Consider the following 13,963-nt stretch of genomic DNA (forward strand, 5'->3'; position numbering starts at 1 on the left):
GTTTGTTAAATCACTGTAAAAATTATGCTTAAATGGTGGATGCTCGCTTCAGCCTGTCATTGATTGCCCTGCCCAGTCCTTTTTCCGGAAACGATTCCGCAATTATCAATTCAATATTCATACTGTCAGCCATTCTCATTGCTCCGAATAACCGGCTGGCAGCTTCTTCAAGGCTGCCGGAAGGAGAAAGTATAAACTGGTTTGTAGCTGGAATTAAATCCAATGACTCTTTAAACGTAATACTTGCGATTTTTTCAAAAGCTGTATCCAGGTGAGCCGACAATATTTCTTTAGGGTTTCCCCACAACAATTTGTGTTTGGTAGCATAATGCTTTGCCAACATGCCCGGTGAAATTGGATTATCAACATATCCTTCTTCCGGTAACGCAATTTTACCAATTATGGCTTCAATAGCTTCAAGTGAAACGCCACCAAAACGAAGAAGCCGTGGTTCCGACTCCATAAACGAAATAATGGTGGATTCAACACCAACCCTGCATTCACCTCCATCAAGTATATATCCTACTTTATCACCCAATTGTTCAGCCACATGCATTGCGGTAGTGGCACTTACATAACCGGAAGGATTGGCGCTGGGGGCGGCAAGGGGAAAATCAAGTTGCTGCAGCAATGAAAGTGTCAGAGGATGATTGGGAATACGAACAGCCACTGCCGGTGTACCTGCCGTTACAATACCAGGGATCATTTCAGAACTGGGGATAACAAAACTTATTGGACCCGGACAAAAATGCGCTGCGAGTGCCATTGCCTTATCGGGTAGAAAAAGACCCAGCTTTTCCAGTTGATATGTATTCGCTACATGAATAATCAGCGGGTTAAACTGGGGCCTGTTCTTAGCCATAAATATCCTCACAACAGCCGCCTCATCCAGTGCATTAGCAGCTAATCCATATACAGTTTCAGTTGGGATAGCTACCAGTTCTCCAGCCCGGAGGTGAGCAGCTGCTACTGAAACATCATTTCCGATATTGACCATAGAATGCAAAGATACATGTGATCAGAAAGCTTTCTTTGAATCTGGTTGTTTTACATATTTTTCGAGCCATTGATGCTGTTCCCAGAGCATATGGAGTATGTTTTCCTTGCTTGCATATCCATGACTTTCATATGGCAGCGTAACATAGCGAACCGTTCCGCCATGCCCTTTTACGGCATTGTATAAACGTTCACTCTGGATAGGGAATGTTCCTGAATTATTATCCATTTCGCCATGTATAAGAAGAAGAGGGGTTTTGATTTTATTGGCAAAGCTGAATGGACTCATGTTGAAATAAACTTCCGGAGCCTCCCAATAGGTGCGCTCCTCCGCCTGGAAGCCAAATGGGGTAAGTGTTCTGTTATAAGCGCCGCTCCGGGCTATACCTGCTTTGAAAAGGTTGGTATGAGCAAGGAGATTTGCTGTCATAAAGGCACCATAACTATGCCCCCCCACACCAACGCGATTACTGTCCCCAACACCTCTGCTGGCTACGGCCTGTATTGCAGCATGTGCATTAAGGTATAATTGAGGTATAAAATTATCGTTTGGTTCTTTACTGCCTTCTCCAACAATGGGCATTTCAGCATTATCGAGTACTGCATATCCCTGGGTTGCCCAGAATACCGGCCCGCCATAAGAAACACTTGTGAATGTATATTTCGATCCTCTTACCTGCGCAGCATCCGCAGCAGATTTATATTCGCGCGGATAGGCCCATATTAGCACCGGCAGCGGACCATCTTTTTTTGCATCATAGGATTTTGGTAAATAGAGCGTTGCAGTAAGATCTACTCCATCAGACCTTCTGTAGGAGATCTTTTCCTTTGAAACGCCTTCCAGCTGAGGGTAGGGATTTGTGAAGTTTGTAAGTGCCAGGCCGCCGTTTTTTGAGGGTTTGCGGAAATTTCGCATATAGTAGTTGGGCGCGTCGGTAGGAGTCTCCCTACGGGTTATAAAATCGCCTTTTTCAGCATCAAGAATATCAACTACAAACTCGTATACACCATCCTGGCTCCGCCATAATTCACGGGTGTTCCGCGTTTTCAGGTTTAAAGAACGGAGCAGGGGCAGGTCGCCGTTTGGAGATGATCCTGAAGATGTAAGCAGAATATCCCCACTCTTCATTATTTTAATTACCTCCCTGCCAAATTCATTCCTGGTGGTCACAACATTTCCAAGATCATTATATGCATCATTTGAACTCCTTTCATGCAGGCTGTCTACTGTCCCGGTTGCCGGATTTAAGAGATTGATCCTTGACTTTCGGTCTGCAAACATCGCCTCATAAAGAAGGGCTGTTTGTGCATTTCCCCAGTCAATCCCCCTGAACCTTCTTTTTGTACGAACCAATTCCTTCGGTTGTTCATTACCTGACGCTGTTAAAGTATAAACGGCATCCCTGTTAGCTGATGGAGTTCTGCCTAATCCCTTGTCAAGTGCCTGTACATAATAAATTGTAGAAGGTTCGTCATCTCTCCAGTCAATATTCCTGGGAAAGCTAACTACATCGTCAAAGCCAATAGGTGCACCTTCGGATGATGGGTTATTTGTAATAGTACGAACTGTTTTTCCGGCCATGTCCGTGATTGTATAACTGGCAGGAAATCCACTCCAGGGTACAAGGTAGGAAAAGGGCTTCCCGATCACCCCTTTTAGTATATATTGTTTATCGGGTGATACACTGAAACTGCGGTAGAGAGCAGGTTCTCCAATAGGTTTTTCCACAACATCGCTACCGCTTAATTGAATTTGCATCAGTTGTGCTGTTGCATAGTATTCAAAGAGTGATTCATCATGCGGACTTTTGATAAGATCCTGGTAAGTGCGGGAGGCTGCTGCTTTACCGAGTGATTCCTGAATTACCGGGCCCGTAGGTGCAGCCTTTTTTACCGGTTCGGGCTTACCTGAATTCACTGCTGACTTATAAATGAGCATATCATTATTTACCCAGCTGAAAGAAGATCCTAATACTGCGTTCACTGGCTTACTGTTGATCTTTATTGCAATTCCATCTGTTGGTTTTGCCGTATAAAGATCGATACGCTCATTTCCATGATGTAGAAATGCAACGGAAGACTGGTCGGGGCTCCACTGTAAACTGGTTCCCCTTAGATCTTCGGGGATGCCGGTTAATGTTGTCGTTTTACCTGTTTTGAGATTCTTAAATTGAAGACTGTTGAAGTATGTTGTTCGGCTACCTCCGAAATTTGCCGGATTCCATCTTATGCCCGCTATCCGGTATTCTGGCTGGGCCAGCTCTTCAATAGTAGGGAAAGATGCCCGCTCAATAAATATCATCCATTGTCCTTTCCCATCCACCGACACCGTGGGAGTGGGCTTCGATAAAACCAGGTCAGTAATGTCTTTTGGCGGGGTCTGGTAACGGGTGTCATCCTGAGCCATCACCATATTGCAAAAAAGGAGTGCGGAAAAAAATAATGAATAGGATCTTTTCATATCATCTCTTTAGTGTGCCCAATTTAAGGAAGAAGAGCCATTCGACCCTACTACGTGAAGCCGCTATAAATTAAAATTTGGAGATTTGCCCTCAATGCCTATATTTTTGCACCGCAATGATTCAAAACACGCAAAAACACCATCATCATCATTTCCTGCCATCGCAGTAAGCGGATGATGTTTGCGTCTATATAAACATTTGAGGGCTTACCACAGGTAGGCCCTTTTTTATTATTACCAGTATATGCAACAAAAACTCAAGATCGCCATTCAGAAAAGCGGTCGGTTATACGAAGATTCGGTGAAGCTGCTAAAGGATTGCGGCATTGAAGTGAAAAATGGAATCAATAAGTTAAAAACCGAGGCGGAGAATTTTCCGCTCGAGATTTATTTTCTGCGCGATGATGATATTCCACAATACGTTGAAGACGGGGTGGCGGATATTGGTATAGTGGGTGAGAATGTGATGTATGAGAAAAATAAAAAAGCCTTTATAGTGGAAGAATTAGGCTTTGGGAAGTGTCGGCTCAGCATAGCCGTTGGACGCAAGGATGATTATACCGGTGTTGGTTTTCTTCAGGGGAAAAGGATTGCTACCAGTTATCCGATCCTGGTTGAGAAATTTCTTTCTGAAAAGGGTATAAGTGCTGAGATCCACGAGATCAGTGGTTCTGTTGAAATAGCACCCGGTATTGGGCTTGCAGATGCAATAGTTGACCTGGTAAGCAGCGGATCCACCCTTTTTATGAATGGACTTAAAGAAGTGGAGACCGTTCTAAAGAGCCAGGCGGTGCTTATCCGAAATGAGAAACTTGGAGCTGAACAATTACAATTGCTTGACCGTTTTTTATTTCGTATCAGGGCAGTTAAAAAAGCTAAGAACAACAAATATGTTCTGCTGAACGCCCCCAATAATAAACTGCAGGAAATCATTGCCTTATTACCTGGAATGAAAAGTCCAACTGTACTTCCACTTGCCGAACCCGGATGGAGCAGTGTGCACAGTGTGCTCAGTGAAGATCGTTTCTGGGATATCATTGAACAACTTAAAGATGCGGGCGCACAGGGCATACTGGTGATTCCGATAGAAAAAATGATCATTTAACGATTGCCGGAATCCAATTAATGAATTAGTTTATGAAGATATACATCGATCCTCCAAGAAGTCAATGGCCTGAACTCCTTAAGAGACCGGTTATGGATGCTGTATCTCTGGAAGGCACAGTTATGCAGGTGCTTAACCGGGTTGAAAAAGAAGGTGATGCTGCCTTATATCAGTTTACCAGTCAATTTGATGGTGTTGAACTTGAAAATCTTGCAGTGAGTGCAGAAGAGATCGCTGCAGCAGAATCGATGATTGGTTCAGAACTTAAACAAGCTATTCAACAGGCTGCAGATAATATTACTTCTTTTCACAAGAGCCAGCTCACTGGCCCTGAAATTATCGAAACAATGCCCGGGGTCCGTTGCTGGCGTAAATCTGTTGGCATAGAAAAAGTCGGATTATATATTCCCGGGGGAACAGCGCCACTTTTTTCAACCTTGCTGATGCTTGGCATCCCTGCCACTATTGCCGGTTGCAGCGAAATAGTTCTTTGTTCTCCCCCCGATAAAAATGGTAATCTGCATCCTGCAATATTATTTGCTGCTTCTGTGGTTGGAGTGACCCGGATATTTAAACTTGGTGGGGTTCAGGCCATTGCCGCAATGGCCTTTGGAACAGAATCAGTGCCACGGGTGTATAAAATATTTGGTCCGGGTAACCAGTATGTTACTGCGGCAAAACAGTTGGTTCAACAACGTGGTATTGCTATTGATATGCCCGCCGGTCCAAGTGAAGTAGCAGTTTTTGCAGATGCTTCTGCAAATGCTGAATTCGTTGCTGCCGACCTGCTTAGCCAGGCCGAACATGGAGTGGATAGCCAGGTGTTTTTCGTAACAACAAATAATGACCTCATCCCTCTTGTAAAGGAAGCGCTATCGCGGCAATTAGAAAAACTTCCACGCAGGCAAATGGCTGCAATTGCCTTGGAGAATAGTACAATGGTAGTTACTGACACTCAAAATACAGCGATGGAACTTCTCAACGCCTATGCGCCTGAACACCTGATCCTCTGCTGTGAGGGGGCCAAAGAACTTGCAGAGAAGGTCATTAACGCCGGGTCGGTATTTATTGGCCATTATTCTCCCGAAAGTGTGGGTGATTATGCAAGTGGTACAAATCACACCCTCCCAACAAATGGCTACGCACTGGCTTATAGTGGTGTTAGTGTTGACAGTTTTGTGAAAAAGATCACCTTTCAACAACTAACGGAAGACGGCCTTCAGCGCATAGCCGATACGGTTATCACAATGGCGCGGGCCGAAGGCCTTCATGGGCATGCCAGGGCAGTTGAACTACGTTGCGGGGAACTCTTGAAAGATTATGTCTGGAGGACATTTATTTAATTTAACCTGAATATCGTTTATATGTTTAACCTCTCTGATCTCATCAGGCCAAACATAAGGGATCTTGTACCATACTCTTCCGCAAGGGATGAGTTCAAAGGAGAAGCAAGGATTTTTCTGGATGCCAATGAAAATTCACTTGGCTCACCACTTACCAAATGGTATAACAGGTATCCCGATCCTATGCAATGGGCAGTAAAAGAAAAGTTATCAGTTATCAAAGGTGTTGCCCCGCAGAATATATTCCTGGGAAATGGAAGTGATGAGTGTATTGATATTTTACTTAGGGCATTTTGTGAACCAGCAGTCGACAACATTATTATAGTACCACCTACTTACGGCATGTATGAGGTAAGTGCCAATATCAATAATGTTAAGGTAAAGAAAGTGCCTCTTACTGCAGGTTTTCAACTTGATCTGCCTGCACTTGAAGAAGCTGTTGACGACAATACCAAAATGATATTTCTCTGTTCTCCCAATAACCCTACGGGTAATTCATTAATACGGGAGGATGTTGAAATGTTACTCAACAATTATTTTGGGATCGTAGTTATGGATGAGGCCTATATTAACTTCTCAAGACAGCGGTCCTATGTTCAGGAGCTCGAAGATTATCCAAACCTTGTTGTTTTGCAGACGCTCTCTAAAGCATGGGGATTAGCTGCGTTACGTGTCGGAATGGCTTTTGCATCAGAAAGTATCATTAATGTTATGAATAAGATCAAGCCACCTTACAATATTAACCAGGCTTCCCAGGAACTGGCTTTAAAAGCGCTTGATGAAGTTAACCAAGTTAATGAAATGATAAGGGTTTTGGTGCAGGAGCGTACAAGGCTTGAGCAGGAATTACCCAACCTTCCGGTTGTTGAACATGTGTATCCATCAGATGCAAATTTCCTGCTGGTGAAGGTTAAGGATGCCAAAGGTTTATACCAGAAGCTACTAAATAAGGGGATTGTAGTACGCGATCGTAGCAATGTGATACTTTGTGATGATTGCCTCCGTATAACAGTGGGAACAGAGAAAGAGAATACTGAATTACTTGATGCTTTGTAAATTCATAGAATATTATGGCTAAACGAATTTTATTCATTGACCGCGATGGAACACTTATCAACGAAGCGCCACCAACTTACCAGCTCGACTCTTTTGATAAACTAACATTTTATCCCAAGATGTTCGAGTTCATGGGACGTATTGCGCGTGAGTTGGATTATAAACTCGTGATGGTGACTAATCAGGATGGGCTTGGTACAGACATCTTCCCGGAAGATACTTTCTGGCCACTCCATGATCTCGTGATGAAAAGTCTGGAAGGGGAGGGTATCTATTTCAGTGAAGTACTTATTGACAGGAGTTTTCCTCATGAGGGATTAAATACCAGGAAACCGGGGATTGGGATGCTTAAACATTACCTCAATAACGATGAATATGATATTGAGAATTCCTTCGTTATTGGCGACCGTATCACTGATGTTCAGTTGGCAAAAAATCTGGGTTGCAAAGCCATTTGGCTGAATCTTGATTCCAGCCTTGGTGGTGCAGAAATCAATGACCAGGCAGAATTACTAAGAAAAGATACTGTTGCCCTGGAAAGTACTGACTGGTCGGAGATATACTCTTTTCTTAAGCTTGGATTACGCCAGGTAGTGCATGAGCGAAATACCAATGAAACCAGAATCCATGTGGAAGTTAATATGGACGGAAGCGGTAAATCAGCTATTTCTACGGGACTTGGCTTCTTTGATCATATGCTTGACCAGATTGCAAGGCATGGAAAAATTGATCTTAAAATTGAAACGAAGGGCGACCTCCATATTGACGAACACCATACTATAGAAGATACCGGATTGGCTTTGGGAGAAGCGTTTGCCAAAGCATTGGCAGACAAACGTGGTATGGAGCGATATGGATTTGCACTGCCCATGGATGAAGCCGATGCTAAAGTACTTATTGATTTCGGTGGCCGTAACTGGCTGGTCTGGAATGCTACCTTTCAACGCGAAAGAATAGGAGAGATGCCCACAGAGATGTTCTTCCATTTCTTCAAATCATTCAGTGATGCAGCCAGGTGTAACCTCAATATTGAGTGCCATGGTGAAAATGAGCATCACAAAATTGAAGCTATTTTCAAAGCATTTGCGAAAGCTATCCGGATGGCCGTAAAGCGTGATCCTATAAGTAACTACCTTCCTTCAACAAAAGGAGTGTTATAAAATCAGACCATACCAATTCCAACTCGTTGCTGAGGATAGGCCTCAACTTCCAATTCATTGAGCATAAACAGAGCAATATCGCCGGAGTTGATCTTTGTACGTGCGCCATCTGGAAAATGGTCTGCGCTCGTAATAAAATTTCCAACCGGATCTGCATCTATTATATCGGGAGAACAAACGAATGTCCAGTTAAGACCAGATGCCTCTAATTGTTCCCATGCTTTCTGATGCTCTAGTCCTACTGGTAGATATTCCTCCGGATATTCAGGCTGTTCAATAATCAATCCCCCTTCGGGATGGTCTAGTACACCCATGCCGCCAAGGGCAATTATTCTTTTCACTGAAGCCCGCTTCATTTGTGCGATAATATTTTTTATGCCAAGTGACCTTGTCTTATCTGTTCCATCAAAGCTTCCTCCCAATACACTGAGTACAGCATCGCATCCCTTTATCGCATCGAACACATCTTTATCATCAAAAACACCTCCTTTGATAAGGGTAAGATCATCATTGTTGTCATTAAGTTCATGAACGTTTCGTCCAAAGGCCCTCACTTTATAACCCTTCAATAATGCCTGGTTAACAAGATGGCGACCAACCTGGCCGGTGGCTCCAAAAATTGCGACTTCCATAATTCAATATTAGTTATGTGCTCAATGATTAAATGAAATATTCAGGATTGGAATTCAAAAACCACATCGTTGTATTCCGGTTTTTTTTTGAATACAGCACTGGCAAATGGACAAAGGGCAATGATCTTAAGATGATGCTTACGCGCATAGTCCACAGCTGTTTCAACCAGTAAATAACCAACATCCTGGCCTTTCAATTCTTCAGAAACTTCTGTATGTTCCAGGATGATTTTATCAAAAGAGGGCTGTGTATATACCAGTTCTGCAAGTACAGCGCCTTCCTGCTGAACAAAGAATACGCCTTTGCTTTCCGTATGGGTATGTTGTATTAGCATGGCGGAAATTTTCAGTAAGCTACTTAAAAAAAGTTTTGCTGATACGGAATTCATCCTTGATATTTGTGGACGAATGAATAAAAACAGTATAAATAATCAGTGGTGGTGGCATACAAACTCTTCCGGGGTGCTGTAATGTCATTACTGTGTTTATTGTAAACATATTCAGGCCCCGATTGATCATCGGGGCTTTTTTATTGTCCCCCGGGTCCAATAGATGCAATCGAAAAACAGAACTATGTCAAAAGAAACAAAAAAGATCAGGATAGAAACAACAGTAAAGCGTATGCTGGCTGATGTATATACACCAGTTGGAATTTACCTTAGGTTAAGAGACCGGTTCCGCGATACCGTTTTATTGGAAAGCACTGATTCGCATGCTGCGGATAATAGTTACTCCTTCATTTGCATAAATGCAATAGCCGGAATGGAGATACGTTCACTGGATAGTATTGAGTATAAACTACCCGGACTGCCTCCCGAGAAATTAGATATAACAAATCCAGCCCTGGTTCCAGATCAGCTCTGGGGATTTATGCAGCGTTTCGAATCGGTAAATGCAGTGGGTGCTGATCCAAAAACTACCAGGTTCGCACAAGGGCTTTATGGATACACATCCTATGATGCTGTTCAGTTTTTTGATTCAGTTCGATTTTCTGACAAAGCAGAAATCAACGCCCTTCCCCTCATGCGGTACCGGCTTTACCAGTATGTAATCGCTATTAACCATTTCCGTGATGAACTTTATCTCTGTGAAAACAGGATCACGGGAATAGATTCCGAAATTGATGCTGTAGAATCTCTCATCCGAAGTAAAGACGTTCCGGTGTATCCCTTTGCACTTACGGGCGAGGAGCAAACCAATATGGGCAATGATGAATACATGGAGATGGTGAAGAAGGGAATAGCTTCCTGTCATAGGGGAGATGTTTTCCAGATTGTGCTTAGTCGTCGTTTCCAACAGAAATTCCGTGGTGATGAATTCAATGTTTACCGGGCACTTAGAACTATAAATCCCTCTCCTTATCTCTTCTTTTTTGATTATGGTGATTATAAACTGATAGGTTCATCTCCTGAATCACAGCTTGTGATCAGCAACGGTAAAGCTGTTGTTCATCCCATCGCGGGAACATATAAACGAAGTGGAGATGATGAAATTGATCAGCGGGAAACGGAGAAGTTGCTCCTGGATGCTAAAGAAAATGCTGAACATGTAATGTTGGTTGACCTTGCCAGAAATGACCTCAGTAGAGTTTGCACCGAAGTTGAAGTTACTCATTACCGCCAGGTTCAGTATTTTTCGCATGTTATACATCTTGTAAGCGAGGTGGCTGGAAAAGTACCCCCTGCGGCAAACCCCTTTCTTCTGATAGCGAAAACCTTTCCTGCAGGCACACTAAGTGGCGCCCCAAAAATTCGGGCGATGCAACTCATCGATGGCTTTGAACCAACCGCCAGGGGATATTATGGTGGAGCCATTGGCTTTATGGGCTTTGATGGTAGCTGCAATCATGCGATAATGATCAGGACTTTTTTAAGCAGGAGAAATACACTTACCTACCAGGCTGGTGCCGGCGTTGTGGCAGCAAGTATACCGGAAAATGAACTGCAGGAGGTGAATAATAAACTGGGCGCTTTGAAAAAGGCTTTGGAATTGGCCGGGCAAATCTGCTGAACTTATTCTGAAAACTTATTACAACTTATAAGATCATCATGAAGATTCTTGTTTTTGATAATTACGATTCCTTTACCTATAACCTGGTGCACCTGGTTGAGAAGATAATTGGCGAGAAAGTTGAAGTGCACCGGAATGATCAGATAAAGCTGGAGGATGTGGCACGGTTCGATAAAATTATATTATCTCCTGGCCCGGGTATTCCGGAAGAAGCCGGATTACTATTACCACTCATCAAAACCTATGCACCTACAAAACCTATTCTCGGCGTCTGCCTGGGACACCAGGCTATAGGCCAGGCCTTTGGAGCTGATCTGATAAACCTAAAGAATGTGTATCACGGAGTAGCTACTCCTATATGGGTGGACCCTGAGCATAGTTCTTCATCAAACGATGTGTTCAAAGGCCTGCCGCTTCAATTGGAAGTGGGTCGTTATCACTCTTGGGTAGTAGGCGAAACAGGATTTCCGGATACCCTTGATATTACCGCGCGTGATAAAGAAGGACAGATCATGGCCCTAAAACATAAAAAATTTGATGTTCAGGGAGTTCAGTTCCATCCTGAAAGCGTACTGACGCCCGATGGAGAACAAATGATGAGAAACTGGCTGGGGAAATGATTCAGGAGTATTAAAGTAAAACGAAACTTAGCATGAAGAAGATTTTACAATATTTATTTGAACACAAGTCACTATCGAGGCAACAGGCAAAGGATGCATTGGTGAACATTGGAAAGGGACTGTACAATGAACATGAAATGACGGCTTTCATGACAGTGTTCCTTATGCGTAGTGTTACCATTGAAGAATTACAAGGTTTTCGCGACGCACTTCTGGAACTCTGCGTGCCCCTTGATCTGAATGGTGAAAAAGTACTTGATATAGTTGGAACCGGTGGTGATGGAAAGAATACTTTTAATATATCCACCCTGGCTTGCTTTATTGTTGCAGGGGCTGGACAAAAAGTTGCCAAACACGGAAATTATGGCGCTTCATCCATAAGTGGTGCTTCCAATGTAATGGAAAACCTCGGCTATAAATTCAAAAATGAGGGTGATGCACTTCGCCGCGAACTTGATTCTTCCAACATTTGCTTTCTCCATGCGCCATTATTCCATCCTGCCCTTAAAGCAGTTGGTCCCATCCGGAAAAACCTGGGCATGAGAACATTTTTCAATATGCTGGGACCCATGGTAAATCCAGCCAATCCAGCTTACCAATTGGTTGGTGTGTACAACCTGGAGATGGCTCGTATTTACAATTACCTCCTTCAACAAACCGAAGGTCAGTTTACAATCATTCATAGCCTTGATGGTTATGATGAGATCTCCCTTACTTCTGATACTAAAGTGATCACTAATGAGGGTGAACAATTGTTTACCCCTCAACAGTTGGGAAAGCGGATGGTACAAGCCTCCGATATTTACGGTGGCAACACAGTAGAAGAAGCAGCGAGAATATTTTCCCGTATCCTTGAAGGTAAAGGTACATGGGCGCAGAATGCAGTGGTACTCGCTAATGCCGCCATGGCCCTGTTCAGTACCCGGAATTATAAGGATTATAATGACGCATACAGTGCTGCTGTAGAAAGCCTTGAGAGCGGTAAGGCCATGGCTGCATTAACAAAACTTATCGCATTACAATAGCCTATTACTAATAAATCATTATTCCTGAGATGAATATATTGGAAGCAATTATAGCCGAAAAAAGGATCGAAGTTGAGCAGCGCAAAAAACAGGTTCCATTAGAAAACCTGAGGCATTCTGCACTTTATGATAGACAACGATTTTCACTGGTGGAATTTCTGCAAAGCGATGCATATACCGGGATAATTGCAGAATTTAAACGTAAGTCACCATCTAAGGGTATCATCAATGACAAGGCCAACGTGGTGGATGTGACACGGGCATATGCTGCTAATGGAGCCTCTGCATTATCAGTACTAACCGATCACTCATTTTTCGGGGGCAGTACTGAGGATTTGATTGCGGCTCGTGTGAACAGTTTGCCTATTCTCCGAAAAGATTTCATTATCGATGAATATCAATTGGAAGAGGCCAGGGCAATGGGTGCCGATGTTATTTTACTTATAGCTGCCTGTCTAAGCCCTGATGAGGTCCGTAAACTTGCCAAAGCGGCACAGGAACTGGGTCTGGAGGTTCTGCTTGAGTTGCATGATGAGGAAGAGCTGGGGCATGTTTGCGAATTTACCCCTGTAGTGGGCATCAATAACAGGAATTTAAAGACCTTTACTGTCGATATTGAGAGGAGTTTGGCGATGGCCTCCCGGCTGCCGGAAGGAACCATTAAAGTTGCCGAAAGCGGGATTGATAATGTTGAGAATATCAAAATATTCCGTGAACATGGTTTCCGCGGTTTCCTTATTGGTGAGCATTTTATGAAAGCACCTGACCCCGGAAAGGCATTTGCTGATTTTGTTGCCGACCTGAACAATATGAAGTAGAAACTGTCTTAAGAACCCGGTCAGCTGACAATGACCGGCAATCCTATGAAATGCTTGCTGCCAGAAACTAACACTTAAAATGGAAAAACTGTATGAGAGTAAAAGTCTGTGGCATGACCCAGCTACAACAGGTTAATCAACTGGAGCAAATAGGTGCCGCTTTTGCGGGATTCATTTTTTATCCCAAGAGTCCACGTTATGTACTTCGATATATGACAACAACTGACCTTAGGAAAGAAAACAGGATCAATAAAGTGGGTGTATTTGTAAACGCAGGTATGGATGAAGTTCTCCAGATGGTGGATGAATGCCGGTTGCATATGGTCCAGCTTCATGGTGATGAAACTCCCAAGTATTGTGAGAAGATCGCCGACTATGTTTCAGTGGTCAAAGCTTTTCGCCTCAGTGATAATGATAGTATTGAATGGATGATAAGGCCTTACCAGGAAGTTTGCGATATGTTCCTTTTTGATACGATCGGTGCTGGTTATGGTGGTACGGGAAAGAAATTCGACTGGTCGATCCTGAAAGATGTTGATGTGGGTAAGCCTTATTTTCTAAGTGGTGGAATTGAACCGGGCGATGAAGCTGCAATTCGTGAATTCGAAAAGCAGCCTTCAGCAAAAAGCCTGTTTGCACTCGACATCAACAGTAAGTTTGAAACCAGTGCCGGAGTGAAGGATATGGTAAAAGTGGAGCACTTTATTAAAACATTGAATGCATAGTAAAAGAATCTA

The 13,963-nt window shown here is 43.3% G+C and carries 13 protein-coding genes; 9 read left to right on the top strand and 4 right to left on the bottom strand.

Going from position 1 to position 13,963, the window contains the following annotated elements:
- Window positions 1-28 precede the first annotated feature (28 nt).
- Window positions 29-997 (bottom strand): L-threonylcarbamoyladenylate synthase, encoded by a 969-nt coding sequence (locus tag V6M43_RS16535; protein ID WP_332737182.1) that lies wholly within the window; start codon window positions 995-997, stop codon window positions 29-31.
- Between the two features lie 21 nt (window positions 998-1,018).
- The gene (locus tag V6M43_RS16540) at window positions 1,019-3,457 is read right to left on the bottom strand and encodes an alpha/beta hydrolase family protein (protein WP_332737184.1); all 2,439 of its coding nucleotides are present in this window, start codon (window positions 3,455-3,457) and stop codon (window positions 1,019-1,021) included.
- A 244-nt stretch (window positions 3,458-3,701) separates the two neighbouring features.
- Here V6M43_RS16540 and hisG point away from each other — a divergent pair, with 244 nt between their 5' ends.
- The 4 genes from hisG to hisB are packed head-to-tail and all read left to right on the top strand — an operon-like array spanning window position 3,702 to window position 8,121.
- Entirely contained in the window at window positions 3,702-4,562 is an 861-nt protein-coding gene (gene hisG, locus V6M43_RS16545; RefSeq protein ID WP_332737186.1) for an ATP phosphoribosyltransferase, read from the top strand.
- 32 nt (window positions 4,563-4,594) lie between these two features.
- Entirely contained in the window at window positions 4,595-5,905 is a 1,311-nt protein-coding gene (gene hisD, locus V6M43_RS16550) for a histidinol dehydrogenase (protein WP_332737189.1), read from the top strand.
- A 21-nt stretch (window positions 5,906-5,926) separates the two neighbouring features.
- The gene (gene hisC, locus V6M43_RS16555) at window positions 5,927-6,961 is read left to right on the top strand and encodes a histidinol-phosphate transaminase (RefSeq protein ID WP_332737191.1); all 1,035 of its coding nucleotides are present in this window, start codon (window positions 5,927-5,929) and stop codon (window positions 6,959-6,961) included.
- Window positions 6,962-6,975: 14 nt separating this feature from the next.
- Window positions 6,976-8,121, top strand: a complete 1,146-nt coding sequence (gene hisB / locus V6M43_RS16560) for a bifunctional histidinol-phosphatase/imidazoleglycerol-phosphate dehydratase HisB (RefSeq protein ID WP_332737193.1) — start codon at window positions 6,976-6,978, stop codon at window positions 8,119-8,121.
- 2 nt (window positions 8,122-8,123) lie between these two features.
- On the opposite strand, the gene V6M43_RS16565 is transcribed toward hisB, so the two are convergent.
- The gene (locus tag V6M43_RS16565; RefSeq protein WP_332737195.1) at window positions 8,124-8,753 is read right to left on the bottom strand and encodes an NAD(P)-dependent oxidoreductase; all 630 of its coding nucleotides are present in this window, start codon (window positions 8,751-8,753) and stop codon (window positions 8,124-8,126) included.
- 41 nt (window positions 8,754-8,794) lie between these two features.
- Window positions 8,795-9,088, bottom strand: coding sequence for a GNAT family N-acetyltransferase (locus V6M43_RS16570; RefSeq protein WP_039128534.1), 294 nt, complete (start codon window positions 9,086-9,088; stop codon window positions 8,795-8,797).
- A gap of 238 nt (window positions 9,089-9,326) precedes the next feature.
- Between V6M43_RS16570 and V6M43_RS16575 the strand changes: the two genes are divergently transcribed.
- The 5 genes from V6M43_RS16575 to V6M43_RS16595 all read left to right on the top strand — a co-directional run bounded on the left by V6M43_RS16575 (window position 9,327) and on the right by V6M43_RS16595 (window position 13,951).
- A complete protein-coding gene (locus V6M43_RS16575) occupies window positions 9,327-10,763 on the top strand; it encodes an anthranilate synthase component I family protein (RefSeq protein ID WP_332737197.1) in 1,437 nt (478 codons plus the stop codon).
- 38 nt (window positions 10,764-10,801) lie between these two features.
- The gene (locus V6M43_RS16580) at window positions 10,802-11,383 is read left to right on the top strand and encodes an anthranilate synthase component II (protein ID WP_332737199.1); all 582 of its coding nucleotides are present in this window, start codon (window positions 10,802-10,804) and stop codon (window positions 11,381-11,383) included.
- Window positions 11,384-11,415: 32 nt separating this feature from the next.
- On the top strand, window positions 11,416-12,408 hold the full coding sequence (trpD, locus tag V6M43_RS16585) for an anthranilate phosphoribosyltransferase (protein WP_332737201.1): 993 nt from the start codon (window positions 11,416-11,418) through the stop codon (window positions 12,406-12,408).
- Window positions 12,409-12,437: 29 nt separating this feature from the next.
- Window positions 12,438-13,226 carry an indole-3-glycerol phosphate synthase TrpC gene (trpC, locus tag V6M43_RS16590; protein WP_332737202.1) on the top strand — a complete coding sequence of 263 codons (789 nt, stop codon included), beginning with the start codon at window positions 12,438-12,440 and terminating at the stop codon, window positions 13,224-13,226.
- A gap of 92 nt (window positions 13,227-13,318) precedes the next feature.
- The gene (locus V6M43_RS16595; protein WP_332737204.1) at window positions 13,319-13,951 is read left to right on the top strand and encodes a phosphoribosylanthranilate isomerase; all 633 of its coding nucleotides are present in this window, start codon (window positions 13,319-13,321) and stop codon (window positions 13,949-13,951) included.
- Window positions 13,952-13,963: the final 12 nt, after the last annotated feature.

The sequence above is a fragment of the Flavihumibacter sp. genome (assembly GCF_036676075.1).
Classification (GTDB): Bacteria; Bacteroidota; Bacteroidia; order Chitinophagales; family Chitinophagaceae; genus Flavihumibacter.